Origin of the sequence: Planktothrix tepida PCC 9214, assembly GCF_900009145.1 — a bacterium.
Classification (GTDB): Bacteria; Cyanobacteriota; Cyanobacteriia; order Cyanobacteriales; family Microcoleaceae; genus Planktothrix; species Planktothrix tepida.
Genome location: NZ_LN889782.1, coordinates 1,630,402 through 1,651,857 on the forward strand (window position 1 = coordinate 1,630,402; position 21,456 = coordinate 1,651,857).

Annotated in this window: 19 protein-coding genes and 1 pseudogene; 11 read left to right on the top strand and 9 right to left on the bottom strand. The window is 39.2% G+C overall.

The window, feature by feature from the left end:
- The first annotated feature begins 149 nt into the window (after window positions 1-149).
- The 5 genes from PL9214_RS10135 (at window position 150) to PL9214_RS10155 (ending at window position 5,440) form a co-directional block, all read left to right on the top strand.
- Window positions 150-1,052, top strand: coding sequence for a lipid kinase (locus PL9214_RS10135; RefSeq protein ID WP_072718601.1), 903 nt, complete (start codon window positions 150-152; stop codon window positions 1,050-1,052).
- Between the two features lie 290 nt (window positions 1,053-1,342).
- A complete protein-coding gene (locus PL9214_RS10140) occupies window positions 1,343-1,573 on the top strand; it encodes a hypothetical protein (protein WP_072718602.1) in 231 nt (76 codons plus the stop codon).
- Between the two features lie 235 nt (window positions 1,574-1,808).
- The gene (locus tag PL9214_RS10145; RefSeq protein WP_072718603.1) at window positions 1,809-2,900 is read left to right on the top strand and encodes an amino acid ABC transporter substrate-binding protein; all 1,092 of its coding nucleotides are present in this window, start codon (window positions 1,809-1,811) and stop codon (window positions 2,898-2,900) included.
- A gap of 113 nt (window positions 2,901-3,013) precedes the next feature.
- The gene (locus PL9214_RS10150; RefSeq protein ID WP_072718604.1) at window positions 3,014-4,177 is read left to right on the top strand and encodes an amino acid ABC transporter permease; all 1,164 of its coding nucleotides are present in this window, start codon (window positions 3,014-3,016) and stop codon (window positions 4,175-4,177) included.
- A 42-nt stretch (window positions 4,178-4,219) separates the two neighbouring features.
- The gene (locus tag PL9214_RS10155) at window positions 4,220-5,440 is read left to right on the top strand and encodes an amino acid ABC transporter permease (protein WP_072718605.1); all 1,221 of its coding nucleotides are present in this window, start codon (window positions 4,220-4,222) and stop codon (window positions 5,438-5,440) included.
- Between the two features lie 183 nt (window positions 5,441-5,623).
- On the opposite strand, the gene PL9214_RS10160 is transcribed toward PL9214_RS10155, so the two are convergent.
- Window positions 5,624-6,313 carry a class I SAM-dependent methyltransferase gene (locus PL9214_RS10160; protein WP_072718606.1) on the bottom strand — a complete coding sequence of 230 codons (690 nt, stop codon included), beginning with the start codon at window positions 6,311-6,313 and terminating at the stop codon, window positions 5,624-5,626.
- 392 nt (window positions 6,314-6,705) lie between these two features.
- On the opposite strand from PL9214_RS10160, the gene PL9214_RS10165 reads away from it, so the two are divergent.
- A complete protein-coding gene (locus tag PL9214_RS10165) occupies window positions 6,706-7,485 on the top strand; it encodes an amino acid ABC transporter ATP-binding protein (RefSeq protein WP_072718607.1) in 780 nt (259 codons plus the stop codon).
- A 110-nt stretch (window positions 7,486-7,595) separates the two neighbouring features.
- Here PL9214_RS10165 and PL9214_RS10170 read toward each other — a convergent pair whose 3' ends face one another.
- Together PL9214_RS10170 and PL9214_RS10175 are read right to left on the bottom strand one after the other, a co-directional pair.
- Window positions 7,596-7,940 (bottom strand): hypothetical protein, encoded by a 345-nt coding sequence (locus PL9214_RS10170; RefSeq protein ID WP_139295006.1) that lies wholly within the window; start codon window positions 7,938-7,940, stop codon window positions 7,596-7,598.
- Window positions 7,941-8,034: 94 nt separating this feature from the next.
- Window positions 8,035-8,967: a calcium-binding protein gene (locus PL9214_RS10175; protein WP_072718609.1), complete on the bottom strand. Its 933-nt coding sequence runs from the start codon at window positions 8,965-8,967 to the stop codon at window positions 8,035-8,037.
- Between the two features lie 136 nt (window positions 8,968-9,103).
- Between PL9214_RS10175 and gor the strand changes: the two genes are divergently transcribed.
- From gor to PL9214_RS10190, 3 genes are all read left to right on the top strand, one after another.
- Window positions 9,104-10,450 carry a glutathione-disulfide reductase gene (gene gor / locus PL9214_RS10180; RefSeq protein WP_072718610.1) on the top strand — a complete coding sequence of 449 codons (1,347 nt, stop codon included), beginning with the start codon at window positions 9,104-9,106 and terminating at the stop codon, window positions 10,448-10,450.
- Between the two features lie 677 nt (window positions 10,451-11,127).
- Window positions 11,128-11,832, top strand: coding sequence for a pentapeptide repeat-containing protein (locus PL9214_RS10185; RefSeq protein WP_072718611.1), 705 nt, complete (start codon window positions 11,128-11,130; stop codon window positions 11,830-11,832).
- A gap of 144 nt (window positions 11,833-11,976) precedes the next feature.
- Window positions 11,977-13,131: a DNA cytosine methyltransferase gene (locus tag PL9214_RS10190; RefSeq protein WP_072718612.1), complete on the top strand. Its 1,155-nt coding sequence runs from the start codon at window positions 11,977-11,979 to the stop codon at window positions 13,129-13,131.
- Here the strand turns inward: PL9214_RS10190 and PL9214_RS10195 are convergent.
- The 4 genes and pseudogenes from PL9214_RS10195 to PL9214_RS10210 all read right to left on the bottom strand — a co-directional run bounded on the left by PL9214_RS10195 (window position 13,100) and on the right by PL9214_RS10210 (window position 17,292).
- Window positions 13,100-13,666 (bottom strand): Uma2 family endonuclease, encoded by a 567-nt coding sequence (locus PL9214_RS10195; protein WP_072718613.1) that lies wholly within the window; start codon window positions 13,664-13,666, stop codon window positions 13,100-13,102. The genes PL9214_RS10190 and PL9214_RS10195 overlap by 32 nt on opposite strands.
- A gap of 79 nt (window positions 13,667-13,745) precedes the next feature.
- On the bottom strand, window positions 13,746-15,140 hold the full coding sequence (locus tag PL9214_RS10200; RefSeq protein ID WP_072718614.1) for a DUF1800 domain-containing protein: 1,395 nt from the start codon (window positions 15,138-15,140) through the stop codon (window positions 13,746-13,748).
- Window positions 15,141-15,227: 87 nt separating this feature from the next.
- Window positions 15,228-16,064, bottom strand: a pseudogene (locus PL9214_RS10205) (FHA domain-containing protein); the annotation flags it as partial.
- Between the two features lies 1 nt (window position 16,065).
- Window positions 16,066-17,292 (bottom strand): RNA-guided endonuclease InsQ/TnpB family protein, encoded by a 1,227-nt coding sequence (locus PL9214_RS10210; RefSeq protein ID WP_222425192.1) that lies wholly within the window; start codon window positions 17,290-17,292, stop codon window positions 16,066-16,068.
- 35 nt (window positions 17,293-17,327) lie between these two features.
- On the opposite strand from PL9214_RS10210, the gene tnpA reads away from it, so the two are divergent.
- Window positions 17,328-17,726, top strand: a complete 399-nt coding sequence (tnpA, locus tag PL9214_RS10215; protein ID WP_072717176.1) for an IS200/IS605 family transposase — start codon at window positions 17,328-17,330, stop codon at window positions 17,724-17,726.
- A 66-nt stretch (window positions 17,727-17,792) separates the two neighbouring features.
- Here tnpA and PL9214_RS10220 read toward each other — a convergent pair whose 3' ends face one another.
- Entirely contained in the window at window positions 17,793-18,644 is an 852-nt protein-coding gene (locus PL9214_RS10220) for a hypothetical protein (RefSeq protein WP_072718615.1), read from the bottom strand.
- A 322-nt stretch (window positions 18,645-18,966) separates the two neighbouring features.
- Here PL9214_RS10220 and glgX point away from each other — a divergent pair, with 322 nt between their 5' ends.
- Window positions 18,967-21,036, top strand: a complete 2,070-nt coding sequence (gene glgX, locus PL9214_RS10225; RefSeq protein WP_072718750.1) for a glycogen debranching protein GlgX — start codon at window positions 18,967-18,969, stop codon at window positions 21,034-21,036.
- A 52-nt stretch (window positions 21,037-21,088) separates the two neighbouring features.
- Here the strand turns inward: glgX and PL9214_RS10230 are convergent, their stop codons facing one another.
- Window positions 21,089-21,364 carry a glutathione S-transferase C-terminal domain-containing protein gene (locus tag PL9214_RS10230; protein WP_245824210.1) on the bottom strand — a complete coding sequence of 92 codons (276 nt, stop codon included), beginning with the start codon at window positions 21,362-21,364 and terminating at the stop codon, window positions 21,089-21,091.
- Window positions 21,365-21,456: the final 92 nt, after the last annotated feature.

Consider the following 21,456-nt stretch of genomic DNA (forward strand, 5'->3'; position numbering starts at 1 on the left):
ATCAGTGATCAGTTATCAATTGACAGCTTTTAGTCAAATCGAGAAAACTATTAGAATAGGATTGAGAAATCTTTAGGTTTGGGTTCCTTCGGCAGTAATCACTTATAAACTGATAACTGATAACTGATAACTGATAACTGATAACTGTTATGGCAAATTTTCCCCAACCTGCCCATCCGAAAACGGCTTTACTTTTGATCAATCCCCATGCGCGCAAAACCCAAAAGAATTTATCGCAAGTGGTTTATCAACTTCAAGCCTTAGATTTTGATATTATTCAAGAGTCCCCTGAACATCCGCAAGAGTTTACCTCAACCATTCAACGATATAAAGATCAAGTAGATTTTGTGATTGTCGGAGGGGGAGATGGAACCCTCAATGCGGCGGTGGATGGGTTGGTAGAAACCGGTTTACCCCTAGCAATAGTCCCTTTAGGAACGGCCAATGACTTAGCCCGTACTCTAAAAATTCCCGCCTCTGTGACCGAAGCGTGTCAAATCATTGCCTGTGGACATCAACAAAAGATTGATTTAGGCTGGGTGAATGGTAAACACTTCTTTAATGTGGCCAGTTTAGGATTGAGTGTAAAGATTACTCGTAAACTGACCAAAAAATCTAAAAAGCACTGGGGGGCCTTAGCTTATGTATGGGCTGCAATTCAAGCTACGCTAACGGCTCGACCTTTTCGTGCTTTAATTGAAGTAGATAGTCAAATACAACGGGTCAAAACTTTACAAATTGCCGTTGGGAATGGCAAATATTATGGGGGCGGAATGTCCATTGCCCATGATGCCACGATTGATGATCAACGTTTAGACCTTTACAGTTTAGAAATCAAACATTGGTGGCAAATTCTCTGGGTGTGGTTAACCCTGAGAACAGGAAAACATCGGGAAGAATTAGGAGTCAGAACCGTGTCTGGCTCAGACTTTCAAATTTATACCAGTAAACCCTACCCGATTAACACCGATGGGGAAATTACCACCTGGACACCCGCTCATTTTCGAGTTATTCCCCAAGCTTTAACCGTTTTAGTACCCCAACCGAAGTAAAAATGGGATGGGATACCCGGTAAAAATACTGATATAGAAAACAAAATTTTCAAATCTTAACTCTACATTCAACCATTTGTCAAGATTTAATTCACTAGATTAAGAGAGTTGTAATTGTTGTGACATCTTGTGTTTTTTTCCGTCAAATTTGAGTAAACTCGGTTATTCTTGAAATTTAAAGAAAGTATTAAGCCTCCTGATGACGGAGAAAGACTACTTTCTGGCTCACGCAGAATAACAGCGTTTTTTTCTGTATAAAAACCGACAAAACTGCATCCATCGGAGGTTTTATGACTCCTACAATGCTTCGTCAACTTTGGTCACTGGTCGAAAAGACCCAAGCATCCACTCTGGTTACTCTTGATGATGCGAGTCTTGTCCAGTGTTTACTGAAACAGTTCAATAAAGAAGCTTCTATCAACGGAAATGAAGCTGATCTCTTAACGGATTATATTTGCTCTCGCATTTCTTTGATTCGGGATATGGCGGAAGCACGCTTATCTGGAGAGGCTTCAGCTTAAAATCCATTTGTTGTGTATTTTTCGGTTCGGGGAAATTTAAGGTCATCCCCTGAGTTGGAGGAAAACCATGATGATCTTAACCCGCTACCCGATTGAATTTTGCTCAAAAAATTGCAGGGAAAATTCCCACATTAAGGTAAGCTTAAAGCGTTTGAGGTAACTCCTGGGGAGCTAATAACCTCAACACCTTTAGAACTCTAAACTTACCTAATCTATACACGAGCAATATAAAACTATGCACAAATGCGGTTCTTTGCTAGTAGCAACACTCTTGTTAGTGGCATCCCTAACAGCCTGTGAATCATCCAATACTACTAGCACTAATACAACTTCACCAGGGGGAAACTCAACACCTGCTAGTAATTCGGGAACAGGTCAAAGTCGCCTTGATATTGTCAAGCAACGTGGAAAGCTGATCTGTGGTGTTGATGGTAAAATCCCCGGATTTAGCTTTGTGAATGAAAGTGGCCAATATTCCGGCTTAGATGTGGATGTGTGTAAAGCCGTAGCTGCGGCTGTTTTGGGTGCTCCTAATGCTGTGGAATTTCGCAATTTGGATTCTACAGAACGATTTGAAGCGTTAAAAGCGGGAGAAGTGGATATGCTCTCTCGCAATACCACCTGGACGATTAGCCGGGATACCTCCGTTGGCTTGGAATTTGCCCCGACAACCTTTTACGATGGTCAGGGGATGATGGTTCGTCAAGATAGTGGGATTACCAAATTAGAAGATTTTCAAGGAAAAGCGGTTTGTGTAGAAGCAGGAACCACAACGGAACTGAATTTAACCGATGCGATGCGTCAACGGGGTATCCAGTTTGAAACCGTTACCTTTCAACAAGCTGATCCCGCTTATGCTGCTTATGCTGAAGGTCGTTGTCAAGGAATGACGTCTGACAAATCTCAACTGGTCGCTCGTCGCAGTACCCTCCCTAATCCCAATGAGCATATTCTGCTGGATGTTACGATGTCGAAAGAACCTCTTGGCCCTGTAACAGTCAATAATGATTCTACTTGGTTTGATGTCGTTAAATGGACAACCTTTGCGTTATTTGAAGCTGAAGAATTAGGGGTGAAGCAAGCCAATGTTGATCAACTTAAAACCAGTGATAATCCTAATATTAAACGATTCTTGGGAACAGAAGGCGACCTGGGAAAAGGGATGGGATTAAGTAATGATTTTGCGGCTAATGCGATTAAAGCCGTTGGGAATTATGGTGAAGTGTATGAACGCAACCTCGGTGAAGGTTCACAATTTAAGCTTCCCCGTGGACAAAATGCCCTGTGGACAAATGGCGGTTTAATGTATTCTCCGCCTTTCCGTTAAAATCAGTTATCAGGGAACAGGGAACAGGGAATAGGGAATAGTTTACTGATAACTGATAACTGATAACTGATAACTGATAACTGATAACTGATAACTGATAACTGATAACTGATATGACAACCAACAGAGATCAGAAAATCCCCCTTTGGCGAGATGACCGATTTTGGCGCATTGCCTTACAAATTTTAGTGATTGTGATTGTAGTTAGCCTATTCGCTCTTTTAGGCGGAAATCTAACTCGAAATCTTAGACAAACAGGAAACAATTTTGGCTTTGATTTTTTAAATACATCGGCAGGATTTAATATTCTCGATAGTTTAATTCCCTATACTCCCACTGATCCCTATAGTCGCGTTTTATTCGCGGGATTATTGAATTCTCTGCGGGTGATGTTTTTTGGAATTATCCTCACAACATTATTGGGAATTGCTGTTGGTGTTGCCCGTTTTTCTGATAATTGGCTATTGCGTCAGTTATCATTAATTTATGTTGAAATTGTCCGCAATACTCCCCTTTTATTACAGCTAGTATTTTGGTATGGAATTTTTGTCCAATTTCCACTGATTAAAGAAAGTTTAAACATTTTAAATTCAATTTATTTGTCTAAACAAGGAATTTTTATCCCTTGGCCGTCAGGAATTCAAGGGATAATTGGGTTAGGAATTTTAGTGATTTGTGCGATCGCTGCTTTCATTGTGTCCAAAAGAAGAACCAAGGTGATGGTAGAAAGAGGAGAATCTGGACAACCTCAATTGATTACTTTGGGAATCATTGGAATCATTGCCTTATTAACATTAACAGTCGGATTAAATTGGCAACGTCCAATGTTTAATCCTACCACCAATACGATTGAAGGAGGATTAAGACTCACCATTGAATTTACAACACTTCTAGTAAGTTTGGTCGTGTATACAGCCGCTTATATTGCTGAAATTGTGCGGGCGGGAATTCAATCTGTTCCTAAAGGTCAATGGGAAGCCGCCCGATCTTTAGGGTTAAAATCAGGTTTAGTCATGCAGTTAGTCGTATTTCCTCAAGCGTTACGGGTAATTATTCCACCGTTAAATAGTCAGTATTTAAACTTAGCAAAAAACTCTAGTTTAGCGGTCGCCGTTGCTTATGCGGATGTCTATAATGTTGCCAATACTACCTTTAATCAAACCGGAAGGGCGATTGAAGTCATGTTAATTATTATGGCAACTTATCTCACCATTAATCTATTTATTTCTTTGGGAATGAATCAATTAAACCGCAGTGTTCAATTACGAGAAAGATAAATTAAGGTTTCAACTGTCAACCATTAACATCTATTCTTAACCATGACTTCTGTACCATCAACACCATCATCTCAGCAACCGCCTCAGATCGCCGTATTAAGCGCAAAGGAATGGTTACAAAAGAATCTATTTAATACTTGGTATAATACCCTGATTACCTTGGGAATTAGTGCCTTATTATTGTTCATGTTAACAAGGTTTATTTCATGGGCATTTACCCTGGCTAAATGGAGTGTAATTCCTGCGAATTTGCCTTTGTTTTTTGTGGGAAGATTTCCCGGTGATCAATATTGGCGTTTATGGGTAATGTTAGGGATAATTTCTGTTCTTTCGGGTATTACCTGGGGATTTTTAGCCCGAAATTCAAGACTTTTATTTAGTAAAAATATCTTGGTTATTTTGGGATTTGTTGGAATTCTGGCAGTTATTACTCCAGTTCCCATTATTTTCCGTTTCCTCCTGATAGGAATGCTATTATTATTAGTAGCAGGAGCTTGGGGCGGTAAAATCATAGGAAATACTTACCCAAAGTTAGGCAAGTGGTTGCCTTTTTCGTGGTTTTTATTATTAATAATTTGTATTTGGTTTATTGGAGGTGGGCTCGGATTAAAAGTCGTCCAAACCAACCTGTGGGGAGGGCTGATGTTAACCTTATTGATGTCAATTGTTAGTATTTTACTATCTTTTCCTATTGGTATATTATTAGCATTAGGGCGACAAAGTAGTTTACCGATTATTCGTATCTTATCAACTATTTATATTGAAATTATTCGGGGATTACCCTTAATTACAATTTTATTTATGGGACAAGTTTTACTTCCATTATTCCTCCCCGAAGGCTCACGACCCGACCGCATTTTACGCGCTATTATTGGATTAACAATGTTTAGTTCAGCTTATTTAGCTGAAAACATCCGAGGCGGGTTACAAGCCATTCCCAGAGGTCAAACAGAAGCGGCTAAAGCATTAGGATTAAATACACCCTTAACGGTTAGTTTAATTATCTTACCCCAAGCCTTAAAAGTTTCTATTCCTTCGATTGTGGGACAGTTTATTAGTTTATTCCAAGATACAACGTTATTGTCAATTGTGGGATTAGTGGAATTATTGGGAATGAGTCGATCTATTTTAGCAAATCCCAAGTTTCTCGGACGCTACTTAGAAGTTTACCTATTTATTGGAATTCTTTACTGGGTTTTTTGTTATGCGATGTCTGTTGCAAGTCAAAAATTAGAAAAAGAGTTGAATACGGAGCATCGATAAAGAGAGAGTGGCAAAGAGAAGGGGTACAGAGGAAAATTATTCAAACCCTATACTCACTCTTATTCTTACCAGTCAACGCCTCTCTGTGTTACACCGCATTTAAAAATCAGTTAGTGTGAAGTGATTGTACTAGGTTGCATGATCAACTCTTGTTCCTGTTGGCGCTCACCGAAGATTGTAATATTACAACTTCCAGGATGGGGAAAGCACTTGGCGTATCCAGGTCGTTAGCAGCACTTGAGGAGAAAACAAACTTAAACTTTCGCGAGGCTCAATAGCATTCAATTCCCATAAACCAATGGATTTATCAGAATGTTCTCCTGTATCATCACTGGGATCGCTAATGATACTCAGAGGAGTTCCACAGTTATAGGGTGGTAAACAAAGATTGAGCGGTCGCCAGGAGCCAGCTGCTACATCAATGTTGACCTTCACTTTCGGGTAGGTTGTTGATAAAAGATAAGTAGATCCACTGCGTTGAAATTGCTTTAAGGCTGAACACCCATACAGCAATGGCAAATGTACCATGCAATCGCGACAAATAATTAGATCTACTTTTGGCAAATCGTCTTTCGTAATATCTCCCGGCTTGAACTCAATGGTATCTGTGCTGTATTTTTCTTGATTGTGTTGAATAATATCTGAAACTATATCAATACCCAAGTAGTTGATTTTATCAAGTTGAACACGGCGCATCCAGTTAAAGTCACCGCAGGGAGCATCCAGAATAGATGTAACCTTCAATGCCTTAAATAAATCTGGCAATGCAGATCTAATTGAAGTTGTACAATCTATTTCAGATCCTCTGCCAGACTTTGATTCTGAACTTTGCCATAAATTGGATTGGCTGATATAAGTAAAAATTTGTTTCATTTGCTTGCAACGGTTATTGAATAATTAAGCGACGATTTGTTAGCCTAAGTGCTTGGCTGGTTTGCTCACCAGAAAAACGTGGGAAGGCTGAAAGCCTCGTCTCTTTAGAGTGAGTAGGGAATGTAATTTGTTAAATTATTATCTTATCAGGAATTATTAGTTTCTATTCAATTAATTTCCCTAACGAGTAGGGAATATCAGAACTTACTTTGCTGTTTCCCTTTATGTTAGATTTAGACCCGAACTGGATTTAAAATTATCTCCATCTTCCTTCCCTGGGATTTGATATGAGACTTAGACTCCTAAAAACTGTCCCCAGGATGGGAAGGCTATAGAGAGCGTACAATAGATGACAAACTTAATTGCCTGACCACTAACCCCAAATTAAAGCCATGACACAAACACAACCCACTACCAACTCAGTTCAAGCGACAGCAGAAGATTATGCCATTCTGGCGACCGATGTGCATAAGTGGTATAGCAATAATTTCCATGTTCTCAGGGGAGTTAGCCTTTCCGTCAGACGGGGGGAAGTTGTGGTGATTATGGGGCCATCGGGTTCGGGAAAATCGACTTTTATTCGCACTTTTAATGCGTTAGAAGAATTTCAACAGGGTAGTATTGTTATTGATGGAATTAATTTATCCCATGATTTGAAAAATATTGAAGAAATTCGTAAAGAAGTGGGAATGGTATTTCAACAGTTTAATTTATTTCCCCATTTAAGTATTTTACAAAATGTGACGTTAGCTCCCATCTGGGTACGGCGTTGGCCACAAGCAAAAGCGGAAGCAGTGGCATTACAATTATTAGAACGGGTGGGAATTTTAGAACAAGCCAAAAAATATCCCGGTCAATTATCTGGGGGTCAACAACAACGAGTTGCGATCGCTAGAGCATTAGCAATGCAACCTAAAATTATGTTATTTGATGAACCTACTTCTGCTTTAGACCCGGAAATGGTACGAGAAGTTTTAGACGTGATGCGAACCTTAGCTGACTCCGGGATGACGATGGTTTGTGTCACCCATGAAGTCGGATTTGCAAGAGAAGTAGCGGATCGAATTGTATTAATGGCCGATGGAATATTAGTAGAAGAAGGAACCCCAGAAGAATTTTTTAATAATCCTCAAGAAGAACGGACTCAAAAATTTCTGTCTCAAATTCTTTAAATGTAGGGAACAGGGAACACTTCGACAGGCTCAGTGCTTCGCAGGGAACAGGGAACAGTTTAATTAGGAATAGGAAATGAGTTTGCTGTTCCCTGTTCAAGTTCAATGAACTATTGATTGGGTTGGGTATAGTTAGCCAGACAACTTGTAATAGCACCCTGAATCGCTGAATCTTGCATAATTTGTTCTTCTGTCAAAACTGCTAAAGACTTCAATTTTTCATCGGGAAGCTTGAGCAAATTTGTCAGTGTACAACGACAATACTGTTCACCTTTTGTCGGATCAAGACCCGATTGATTAATTCCTTGCAAACAGCCTTTCATGTATTCGCTACTAAAGGCTTGTGCTTCCTCATTCGTTAACGATAACGCTGGATAAGCAGGAATGAAAAAACCAGCACCTAGCACTAACACAATTAGAGGCTGGAAACAACGTAAATAAAAAGAACTCAACATTGAGATGAATAATTTTAGAGGTGGATTAGACAATCGCTTTCAATTTTAGAAGTTTTTGCTGGAATTAGTGGAAACCAGAATTTGAAATCGTTATTTATCCTTGTCCGAGAATATTATTGTCAACGGAGACAAACTGAAGTTGTGTAGGTGCAACCCCTTTAACTAACCCTAAAATATTTCCCGTATTGGCTATTGTAATCACCGTTACAGATGCCGTCTCAATTTGAAAATCCAGGGTTCTGATGTCACCCGGAGGGAAGGGGCCACTACTCTGATAATCTCGCAGATCTCCATAGGTTAGCGTTTGTTGGGTTAAGACAATATCATTAACCGTTAACCCTGCGGTTAACCCAATTACATCGCCTTGGGCTGCATTGTAATCGAGAATAAAGTCAGAAGTAATCGTGTCTAGATTTTCAATTCCACTGCAACCACAGTCTTCAGCCGGGGAAGTTGCGGTCTCTTTTCGTAAAACAAATACATCTTTTCCGTCACCTCCCCAGAGACGGTCAACCCCCAGATCACCCACTAGGGTATCATTTCCCGCTTCTCCAACTAACGCATCGTTTCCTTGACCGCCTCGCAGAAAATCATTCCCTTCATTTCCATAGAGATAATCATCGCCTAAATTACCGTTAAGCCAATCATTACCCGCACCGCCATACAGGATATCAAAATCCTGACCTCCCCGCAGGGTATCATCTCCCCCTTGGCCATCGAGGGTATCTTGACCTTGATTTCCGACTATGCGTTCTGAGTCGATAGACCCTCGAACAGAATCATTTCCACCCAAAGCAGCTAAACCGTTAGGATATTTGGAGATAGCGACAGGATTAACCCCTAAGACCCCCGGTGCAATTTCAACACTATCGTCATTTTCCGTTAATAAAAATAATCCCGATAGTAGATCAGATGGGGTTAGGGGTTGGGAAATTACCGTCATATTACTCGATTGTCCTGTAGTTGTATGATCCTCTCCTGCGTGTCTGGGTTGGGGGAGATTAACAGATTGTGATATCGGTTCCATAAAATTGTTGTACCTTAGAGAATTAATATCTATAGAATTCCCAACAATCCAAAGAGTTCCAACAGAGGATTAAAATAAAGTTTAAAATTAATTCAATGGATTAACATTGAAGTTGTAATAAAGAGGCTATTGAATCATGAGTTATGATTATGATTTGTTTGTGATTGGTGCAGGTTCGGGTGGATTAGCCTCTTCAAAACGGGCAGCATCTTATGGGGCAAAAGTTGCGATCGCAGAACATGATTTAGTCGGTGGGACTTGTGTAATTCGCGGTTGTGTGCCTAAAAAATTGATGGTTTATGCGTCTCAATTTTCCGATATGTATCAATATGCTCAAGGTTATGGATGGGGAGAAGTTGAACCCACATTTAATTGGAATAAATTAATTACGGCTGTTGATACAGAAGTTAAACGCTTAAGTCAACTGCATATTAGTTTTTTGGAAAAAGCTGGAGTTGAATTAATTTCTGGCTATGCTAAATTTATTGATGCTCATACCGTAGAAGTGGGCGAGAAAACAATTACAGCCGATAAAATTTTAATTGCTGTAGGTGGAGAAGCTGTTAAACCCAATCTTCCCGGAATTGAACATAGTATTACCTCCCGTGAAATGTTTTTACTTCCTGAACAGCCGAAACGGTTTGCAGTTTGGGGAGGGGGTTATATTGGAGTAGAATTTGCTAATATTCTCAAAGGATTAGGTAGTGAAGTTACCCAAATTATTCGCCGAGATTTAATTTTACATGGCTTTGATGAAGATATTCGCAGCAATATTCAAGCGGGAATGGCAAATCATGGGATTAATTTTATAACCCAAAAATTTATTGAAAAAATTGAAAAAAATGAAGAGGAATTAAAGGTATTTTTGAATGGAGATGACACAGAACCCTTAACGGTTGATGCGCTGCTTTGCGCTACAGGTCGTAAACCGAATTTAGCGGGATTAATGTTAGAAAATGCTGGAGTTGAAGTGAATGGAAAAGGAGCTATTCAAGTCAGTCTTGATAGTCGCACAAATCAGCCTAATATTTTTGCGGTGGGAGATTGTACCGACCGGATGAATTTAACCCCCGTTGCGATCGCAGAAGGACGAGCGTTTGCGGATACAGAATTCGGTCATCAACCTCGATTTATTACCCATGAAAATATTGCCACGGCTGTATTTTCTAACCCAGAAGGAGCAACGGTTGGATTAACAGAAACCCAAGCACGAGAAAAATTTGGTGATAATATTAAATGTTATACCGCTCGGTTTCGCCCGATGTTTCATAGTTTCACAGGCTCAGAAGAAAAGGTCTTCATTAAATTAATTGTTGAAATCAATACGGATCTGGTTTTAGGCGCTCACATGGTGGGAAAAGATGCCGCAGAACTCATTCAAGGAATTGCGATCGCTGTTAGTATGGGAGCAACTAAAAAAGACTTTGATAACACAATGGGAATTCACCCCACCAGTGGCGAAGAATTTGTAACACTTAGATAATCAGTTATCAAGTATCCGCATCATCAGTTATCAGTTATCAGTTGTTCAGTCTCTAAATGCTCGATTTTAAAATTGTGACATCGTTGATATTACTAGAGTGCGTGACTAGGAATTAACGTGCTCTTCTTTTTTTAGATATATCGTAAGTTTTGTTAAATATTCCTAATGGGTGAAGCATTCAGCCGTTGAATCGGCTTATAATAGGAATCAGATAACTATCAGGTGTAGGTTTTGGGTGGCAGCTATTGGAGGTTGACACTCCCTAGCCTGAAGGCGTAGGGATTCTTGGTTCAACGAAACCACTTAATCAAAGTACCTTGCAGTGCTTTAATTAGAGGTGGGATTCTCCCCAAGCGTAAATTCGGGTATGCCCTACCCTATTCGCAGTTACGCGAGTTCTTTTTTCTTACTTGAAACTAATCGTTTCAAAAACTGTTCGTCTAGCTCCCATGAATCTTTTACCCACTGCTGGGACAAACTAGAACTGTGCAGTAGAACCGCCTAGATTCAATTGTCAAGGTGAGCGTGTTTTGCTGTTAAGCAACTAGGTTTTTAGACAGGTTTTTTACCTTTCCTGCTATGGGAAATAGTAGCACGATCAGATGTCAATAGACAACCCACCAATATAAAGCCTAACTAGAAGTTAGGGGTTTTAAACCCATTCTCTTGATAAAGTTATGAAAATCCTATCCACAGCAATGTTTGGAACCGCCACAGTGCTTCTACTCGGTTTTGGAGTCACGACTCCAGCCTATTCTCAGAACCCTAATGATCTTAAACAATTATTAGAAACCCGGTTTTGTCAAGGGTGTGATTTGAGAGGAGCTAATTTAAGCGGTGCTCATTTGATTGGTGTAGATTTACGAGATGCTAATCTCGCAGGTGCAAATTTAGCCAATGCGAATTTAGAAGGTGCAGATTTAAAAGGTGCAAATCTCAAGGAAGCGAATTTAAAAGGTGCATTCTTAAATCAAGTTGAATTTAATGATGCTAACCTTAGTGGGGCTAATTTAACCCATGCAAATTTAGTTCAAGCTCAATTAAATGGTGCAAATCTATTAAATGCTGATTTAACCGGATCTGAATTTGCAATTCCTACCCTACAAAGTGCTGAACTTCCTAGAGGTTTCGCCGATGATTTAGGAACACCTGAAATGAGTGCAGGGAATAATTCTCGGTTAACTTTCCCTGTAGGGGGGCCAGAATTAGATGAACCATTTGAATATAGCCAAGAATATCTGGATCAAACGGTTAATCCCACTTTAAACCCATCACAACCAATTGATTCTGATCCTTTTTTACGCCAAACAACTACCTTTAATGATGGTATGAGAGGAGATGTGAATCCATCAGGAGCAGGTGTGTTAAAACTTGATTTTTAGCTTTCATCTATGAGCAGTATTTCTGTTCTCGTTAAACCCAAATTACTCATATCAGGGAAGAGAATTTAATCATTTTCTTCCCTGTTTTAGCTTCAGTCTTATATTATAATGAATCTGAGTACGGTATAAATTAACAGCAGACGGATGAAGAATTTTATCGATTTATTTTCTGGCGCAGGGGGAATGTCCTGTGGATTAGAAATGGTAGGAATGAACTGTTTATTAGGAATTGATTTTGATAAATCTTCTTTAGATACCTTTCAAGCTAATCATCCTACTTCTCAAACAATTTTAGGAGATTTGCGGGAAATTACAGTTGAATTAATTCAAGAAAAAATAGGTGATCAAACAGTAGATTTAATTTGCGGTGGGCCGCCTTGTCAGGGATTTTCAACTATTGGGACTAATGATAAACAAGATCATCGCAATTTTCTATTTTTTGAATTTTTGCGGATGGTCAAAGCGTTTAAACCTAATTTTATTATTTTAGAAAACGTTACAGGTTTATTAGCAAAACGCAATGAAAGTACATTAGCATTGATGATTAGCAGTTTTAACCAATTGGGTTATACTGTAGATGTTAAGGTATTATCAGCCCATCATTATGGTGTTCCTCAAGCCAGACGACGAACAATTTTATTAGGAAATCGTTTCGGAGTTAATAACATTTATCCTGAAAAAAAATTTAAAGATTCCGAAAAAGATCCTGATTCTTTACCCTTACCTCGAACTGTTGAATGGGCTTTTAATACCTTATTAGAGTTTGAAGATCAAACCTTTAACCATGATTTGAAAACGGCTCAAATTAAAAATGAATTAGAGCAAAAAAGAATTCATTATATCCCAGAAGGTAAAGGAATTCGTTATGAACGAGATCAGTTAGCCTATCTTCCTCCTTCATTATGGTATGATATAGATTGGAAAAATATTCGAGAAGAACGGTTTAGAGAAACAAAATTAAAGCGTTTAGATCGTTACTCCCATTCGGGTACAATTAATACGAGTAAAACGACTTATTATCATCCCACAGAAGATCGTTATCTGACTCCTAGAGAAGCAGCAGCTATCCAATCTTTCCCACCTAATTATATTTTTTATGGGACATTATCTCAACAATGGCGACAAATTGGGAATGCAGTCCCTCCGTTATTAGCTGCATCCATTGGAACGGGAATTTTAAAGTTAGATAACTTGAAAAATAATTTAGAAAAATCTTATTCTTTACCGGATTTTAAAACGGTTCGTTCTGATGCGTTTAATTATAGATTTAAGGAAACAAAAACCGAACAACAGCACTAAATTCGGGTAATAACGGTGATGTAATTGCGTCTGTTTCTAATAAAGTTGCAACTTGAACTAATTGTGCTTGTTCTCGACGATAAATTTCCACTTGTTTAGTGAAATAATTAACAATCCAATATTCTTGAACTCCTGTAATAGAATAAAGTTTTAATTTAGCTTGTTTATCTCGGCGTTCATTTTGTTTTCCGGGGGATAAAACCTCAACGACTAATTCAGGTGCACCTGTTAAATGTCCGGCTTCATCTTCAATTTGTTCAAGTCGTTCATGACTAACCCAAACGACATCAGGAATAACGCTATCAAATTCGGAAAAAATTAAACCCGGAGCAAAAATTGTTACACCTAAATTATTCGACTCCGACCAAGTATCAAGTAATGTAGAAATCTTAACGCAAGCCTGTTGATGGCGACGATGGGGAGAGCGAGTCATAAACAGTTCTCCATCGAGAATTTCATAACGTATCCAGTCATTTTCCGGTAGTCCCTCAACATCGTAAATTGTCCAACGTACTTGTTCAATAGTTTGGCTCATCATGACCCCCTTTTTGGGTTTGATAATTGTAATTATAGTAAAAAATTGTGCGTGTGTTAACACTTACGCAACCTACAGGTTAATACATCATAAATTCGGGACTTCCTAAAATTAATGCACCTCTTAAATTCGGGTCAGTTTTTTCTAAAACAGAACGAGTTTGAGGTGAGAAATTATTCTCTAATGTGGAGGCTAAAAATTCTGCATCAATGGGTTTTCCATCGTGTAATAATCCTCTGGATAAAGGAACGGATAAACTACTCCGACGCACCATTGCATCAGGATTTAACCAAGCAGATTGAATGTTTTTATAGCCATCAGGAGACGGACAACCATATAAAGGCATTCCTAATTGATTGAGGATACCATCTAAGGGTTCAAAATTGGTGACAGTTCCAACTACTCGCATAATAGAAACAATATATCGATAAGGAGTTTTAAATTTAGTCTGATAAATATTAGGCTTCCAAAATTCATCACTTTTAAATAAAGTTTGCAGAACAGTTGCAATATTACCCTCACTGTCTAAAAAGGTTTTAGCAAGAAGTTTAACTAAAGACTCAGGAGGATTATCACTGACAAAATTTTGAGCTAATTTATAACTAATATGTTGAGCCGTAGAAGGATGTTGTGCTAGAATATTCAGGGCTTCTTCCCCTTCATTAATACCACTTCCTTTAATCGAATATCCTAAAAACACTTTATTAGTAAAATCATGACGAGCTTCTTCAAAATAAAATCCGGCTTTGGTTGAAGTTTTTTCAATGGGTTGGAAGAGTCCCCAGCCTGTTAAAATCTTCGCTAACGCAATAATATCGTTTTGAGTGTAACCTCCATTAACTCCTAATGTATGTAACTCTAATAATTCACGAGCATAATTTTCATTTAAACCTTGAAATTGCCCCTTTGCACCCGGACTTCCTGGTGCAGTATTTCGCCAATTATCTAAATAAACTAACATCGCGGGATGTTTAGCAGTAGCTCCTAATAATTGTCTAAATTTCCCTAAAGCATAAGGTCGAATAGCGTGTTGTTCATAAGAACTAAAAAACTGTCGGGTAAAGTTATCTTTTGCTGCAAATACATTAAAATGGTTATACCAAAACTCAACCATCACTTCTTCCAATTGACGCGGACTTGCAAAGGCTCTTAACAAACGTCCGCGTTTTGCTTGCTGCATAATTTTTTGATTAAAACTTTGCTTAATTTTATCCATCGATTTGTTATCTAAACCTAGAGTTTTGGCTTGTTCTACGGTTTGCTTTTCTGCTAAAATTACCTCGCCGGGTTGCCAAACTAATGTATTTAAAGGGTTCAATCTATCGTTTAAATCGGCTGGATAGGAAATTGTTTGGGATTGAAGTTGAGTCTTAATATAAGTTTCAATCCCCATCTGTTGTATCTGTTGAAGTTGTCCAGGGGTAATTCCAAAACTGACGCGGTTTATTAAATGAAAAAGTTTAGGATCGCTCATAATAGTTAATCATTATTTAAACGAGATCTTGAAACCAACCCTGATTAATTCGTAATTCGTAATTCGTAATTCATAATTCGTAATTCTCTATTGCTGATATTGAGCTTCAATAATAAACTCTAACATTTGACCTTGAGAACTGCCAAATTTTAACTGCATTCCTGATATTAATGGAATTTCTTGATGATGAATTCGTTGCCATTGTTGAGCATTAAAAACTAACGTTCCATAACGGGAAAAATCCCTTAAAAAATAATTCGGTTGTGTTTTCCCATCCGAGCTATGACGACAAAAAATTTCAGCGTGCTTGGAAGAAACCCATTGTTCAGAAACAATCACATCATTTCCTTCTCCTCGTCCCACCCGGACTAACCCCGTATCAACGGGCCAAGCTTGTACCGGGGTATTTCCCACTGAACTCATTAACCGTAACCATGCTCTAGGAATATCCCCAAACCCTGTTACCGCCGTATTTGGCATTTCTGTCTTAATTTGTTCTAACGGCTGCACTAACACCCCGTCAAATTCCGGGTGCATATACAATATCGGTAACGTCCAGGCGGGTTGATTGAATTTATATAAAGCTAACAACTGCTGACGGGCTACCGCAACAGCTTGATCTACCGGAAGCCGTTCTCCTAAAGCTCTCGCAAAAGCCTGAATAAAGCTTAACGCCTCTGCGTCAGTAATAGAGTCCCGCATTCCCAACACTGCCGGAACTCCATGATGGATTAAAACCTTTGCTAAACTACTACTAGGAATTGCTTGAAATAGAGAATTAGAAGCGGTTGAGACGGCTTCCACCGCAGGTTGAGCACTCCAACAGGTATTAAACACCGCTAAAACAATGCCACATCGGACTAAGACCTGGGCGAGTTCGGTGCCATTAACGGTGGTATCAGGACTTGACACTCCCACCCCTGCGCTACGCTAAAGGGGTGGGATTCTCGTATCTAGTCCAGTCAAGCAGAGACAGTTGAATATACTCTTGTTTGACTGTATTCACCGAGTTCAGGGGTGTGCCAAGCACCCCATCAGTTAAACCGGATGAATCCATTACAGAAGCATCTCTCTGTAGGTCTAACTGACAAGAAAAACCGTCCCATTGAGCTAGGTTTTTCGCAGCATTCAAATCAGAGTTATGGTAGTGACCATTAGGGCAATTGAAATCATGTCGATTTCTTTTACCAATAAAACCACAGGTTGAACAGGATTTGGAAGTGTATGGCGCAGGTCTTTTAATTAATTTCAATCCTTTAAGAGCCAACTTATAATTAAGTTTCTGTTCCAAAGAATAATAAGACCAATTATGTCGAGATTCACCGGAATCAGAACGAGATTTTTGGCTCTGTTTCATTGTGCTTCGACATCCTTCTAAATCCTCAATAACAACATCAGCATTATGGTATTCGGCAAAACGAACAATTCGACGGCTGATTGTATGATTGATTGCATCCATCCATCGTCGTTCTTTTTTGTCCCATTTCTTTAATGCTCGAAACTTTTTAGCTTCTTGAAGTTGTTTTCTTCGTTGTTGAAAATAACGTCTCCGATGCTTAACGCTTTGACCATTAAAGAACTTACCAAAACCCTGTTTAGGTGCAACTACCGCTAAATTATTCTGTCCTCGGTCACATCCTAATCTTTTCTCCGTCTTAACTTCTGGAACATCCTCAGTAATTGACAGATAGGCATACCACTTATTTCGATGTTTAATTAATTTAAAAGAACCCCCTTGAATTGTTCCCTCTAACAATCCGTCTAAAACAGGTTGCCAATGGGGAGATGCAACTTCAATGGGAATTCTTTTTTCACCTTTAAGGGTTGGAAAACTAATTGAATAAGTATTCCCTTTTAGGGTTAACTTCCAGTTTTGGTTGTTAACTTCCACAGGAAGAACTTTATATTGTTTGGTTTTACGACCTGTGGGTGATGTGGTATGTCGGATTACTTGGTTAACAAGGGCAGATTTTAACTCGGACATAATTTTAGCTGTTGTCATTTTACGCCGTTCTTTAATCGGCAATGACAACAGCTTGTTGGCAACCCGTGTGTTTTCTGCCGTCATTTGCTCAAACACCTGAGCTTTACAACGGTTGAGATCCACGAATTTCAATTTAATCGTCCGAGTTATTTTTGTCATGTCATCCATGATAACATAAGGTTGATGAATCGTGTGTATCGACAATGACAGAAAATCAATATAGAAGAAAAAACACATCAGTTAGTCTGATCAACTATCATTTTGTCTTTTGCCCAAAAAGGAGGAAAAGGGTGTTGGTTAACGGAGTGAGCAGAAGATTAGAGGAAATTATCTACCAAAAAGCAAAAGAGCTAGAATGTGATGTCCTAGCTCTGGAGATAATGCCTGATCATGTGCATTTATTTATTAGTTGTCACCCTTTGATTGCTCCACATCAAATTATGTTCAGAATCAAAGGGGCATCATCAAGAATATTAAGAAAAGAATTTCCTCATTTACTTAAACTACCTTCTTTGTGGAGTCGAAGCTATTATTGTGGGACGGCTGGTTCTGTTTCTAGTGAAACTATCAAAAAGTATATTGCTAACCAAAACTCTCACTAGCCTTCACTCCGCCTAAAGGCGGGTATTCTACATCCCACGCTTGAAAGACGTGGGCTTTGAATACGGTTATTGTAAAAATAATAACCCCCCATCGGGGGCAGGAACGCCATGTCCGGCATAAAATAAAACGTTATAGCGATCGGTTTCTAACTCGGCAATTAAGTGTTCAACAGTAGGTTGAATTAAGGTTTTGATTCCACAGGAAACCTGGGTATCGATTTGATTTCCTGGAGGAGCAAGACTACACTGTTCAAAGGCTTTGCTTAATGCGATCGCTTCTTCTTCTAATTTTAGTTTTAACAGGTAAGATGCCTGTTCCACAACACCAGTGTCAATTTGATTTTCTCCTAAGATTAATAAAATATTTAACCCTTGGGCTGCTACCCGTTGAGGCAGAGGGTTAACATCAAAGGTGGTGCGACTAAACCACAGATTTTGACTCAGGGAAATGGCAGGTTGACCGGCTTGGGGTTGCATCGTTTCCCAAGGAATGGGAATTAAATCAGCATCTCTTAAATCTAAACGGATTCGTAACGGTTGATCCTGTCCAATGGCAATGCCTTGACTTCGATGTAAACTGGCTTGAATTGACCCTTGAAATAACCATTGCCAGAGATTAATTCCTAATTGTTGCATTAAACGGGTGCTATAACTCAATTGTCGCCCTGAGTCAGAGGTGGCAATTAAGGCTAAATTCCTGGTTGGTGGAGAACACAGACGATTGGGAATACTATGGGGTGAGAACAGTTCTAGCCAAGCTTGCCATGTTTGGGAAAGGGGGTCTGGCCAGCTACTATCATGGTGAACATATCCATTCCAATCAGGAGATTGTACCACCCAAGTTGCAAAATGGTTAGCAACGGAGGTACTCATCCGGGCGATGGCAATACTTAAGCAAGGAGTTTCTGACGGCAACATTCAACTTATAGCAAGGAATAGGGAACCCGGAAAAACCATTGATCCTTTAGGTTTTATCATCAATTCATGTTCTAACAGTTCTAGGGACTGGTATATCACGCAGTTTTGTTGCTATAAACAGGGATTTTCTGCTAGTTTATCCTGTTTTTAGCACTTGCGATCAGTTGTCTAAGCAATGTACCCCAATTAACGGTAATCTAAGTTAACGTTACAACTTAGAAAGCAAAATTTCTGTTCCACAGAGAATTATTCTACAAGAAATGGGGTACAACAATTGAACTTAGCCATTGACAATACCGAAAACCAGCAAGGAGTTAAAGGCATGAATTTTGATGTCTTATCCGGTCAAAGTTTCCCCTTGGGGGCTACCGTTTATCCCAAGGGGGTGAATTTTTGCGTTTTTTCTAAAAATTGTCTTGCTATAGAATTATTATTGTTTGATAGCCCGGATGCGGCTGAACCCACTCATATTATTCCCTTTGATCCCAAACGAAATAAAACCTTTTATTATTGGCATATTTTTGTTTCGGGAATTAAACCCGGACAAATTTATGGCTATCGAGTTTATGGCTTATTTGAACCGGAATTAGGATATCGATTTGATCCCGACAAACTGTTATTAGATCCCTACGCTACAGCCATTGTTAATACAGAAAATTATAGTCGAGTTGCTGCTTCGGTTCCTGGGAATAATTTCGCCCAAGCTTTAAAAGGCGTTGTGGTTGATAATAGCACCTATGATTGGGAAGGAGATAAACCTTTAGAATTACCTTACTCTCAAACGATTATTTATGAACTTCATGTCGGTGGTTTTACCCGCAATCCTAATTCAGGAATTTCTCCTGAAAAACGGGGAACTTATGGTGGATTAATTGAAAAAATACCTTATTTAAAAGATTTAGGAATTACAGCCGTTGAATTATTACCGATTCATCAATTTGATGAACAGGATGCAGTTCCTCCTCGTAATAATTATTGGGGATATAGTACCATTTCATTTTTTGCCCCCCATCGCCAATATAGTTCTCGTCGGGATGCCTTTGGCCCCTTAGATGAATTTCGAGACATGGTGAAAGCACTGCATCAAGCGGGAATTGAAGTTATTTTAGATGTCGTTTATAACCATACGGCTGAGGGAAATGAAGACGGGCCGACGTTATCCTTTCGAGGATTAGATAACAGTATGTATTATATTTTAGAAAAAGAGAATCCTGCTTTTTATAGTAATTATAGTGGCTGTGGCAATACGATTAAAGCCAATCATGAAATTTCAGGACGATTAATTATTGATAGTCTGCGATATTGGGTTTCAGAAATGCACGTCGATGGATTTCGCTTTGATTTAGCTTCAATTTTATCACGAGATAAAGAAGGAAATCCCATTGATGATGCTCCGATTTTATGGATTATTAAATCTGACCCCGTATTAGCCGGAGCTAAATTAATTGTTGAAGCTTGGGATGCGGGAGGATTATATCAAGTTGGGTCTTTAGCAGGCGATCGCTTTGGAGAATGGAATGGACAATTTAGAGATGATGTCCGCCGTTTTGTTAAAGGAGATGAAGAACAAGTTGAAAAGTTAGCCTATCGGATTATGGGGAGTCCCGATATTTATCCCCATCCTGATCGAGAAGTGCATTGTAGCGTTAATTTTGTCACCTGTCATGATGGCTTTACTTTAAATGATTTAGTGTGTTATAATGAAAAACATAATGAAGCTAATGGCGAAAAAAATAAAGACGGTTCCGACTGTAATTTTAGCTGGAATTGTGGGGTTGAGGGGCCAACCGATGACTTATATATTCAAGCGTTACGCCTACAACAAATTAAAAACCTTTGGGTGATCTTATTACTTTCTCAAGGAACCCCAATGTTATTAATGGGGGATGAAGTTTGCCGCACCCAATTCGGAAATAATAACGCCTACTGTCAAGATAATGAATTAGGATGGTTTGATTGGAGTGATGTGGGCAAACATCCTGATGTTTTGCGGTTTGTAAAGAGTTTAATCCGCTTTAAAAAAGAACTTCATCTTTTTCAATTAGATGATGTTTTAGAAGTGGATATTGAGAGCGATTTGCCTCATATTATGTGGCATGGGGTTCGCATCGGGAAACCGGATTTAAACGAAAACTCTCGCAGTATTGCTTGTAGTTTATATCATCCCGAAAAAGGCGAACATCTACATATTATGTTAAATGCCTATTGGGAACCCTTAAAATTTCAAATTCCTCCTCTGTCTAAAAATGAACGTTGGCATCGTCTCGTTGACACCGCTTTAGTCGTTCCCAACGATATTAGTAGTTTAAATGCGGCGTCTCCCATTTCGGGAAAATACTATCATGTTAGTCCTCGTTCTGCCGTTGTTTTAATGGCTCAATCGTTGATATGAAGTATCCCACGCTGCTATCGGGTTAAACGTGGGATACTGGTTACAGAAGAAACTAAAGTCCTGGGGGGAAAGGTTCTTGGCAAAGACTGTGAATTTCCTTGATCCGTTCAAATAGCCAAGGGTAATCCTCTCGATACTCTGGGATCAAGGCTAAGGGGCTCAGAAGTGCCGCAGCTGTTATATCAGCGATACTGATTTGATCCCCGACTAAATAAGGCTGATGTTTCCAAACGGCTAAGACTTCAAAGGCTGTTTGTAAGCGGGTTTTAGCTTGTTCAACCGTAGCCGAATTAATCTGATATTGCCAACGGACAACTTGAATGACCAATTGACTCGATAGGGAGGGATCAATAACTTTCCCTTCCCCAGAACGAAACTGTTAGAGTCGATAGAAGCGTTACCACTTCTACCTCTCCTTCA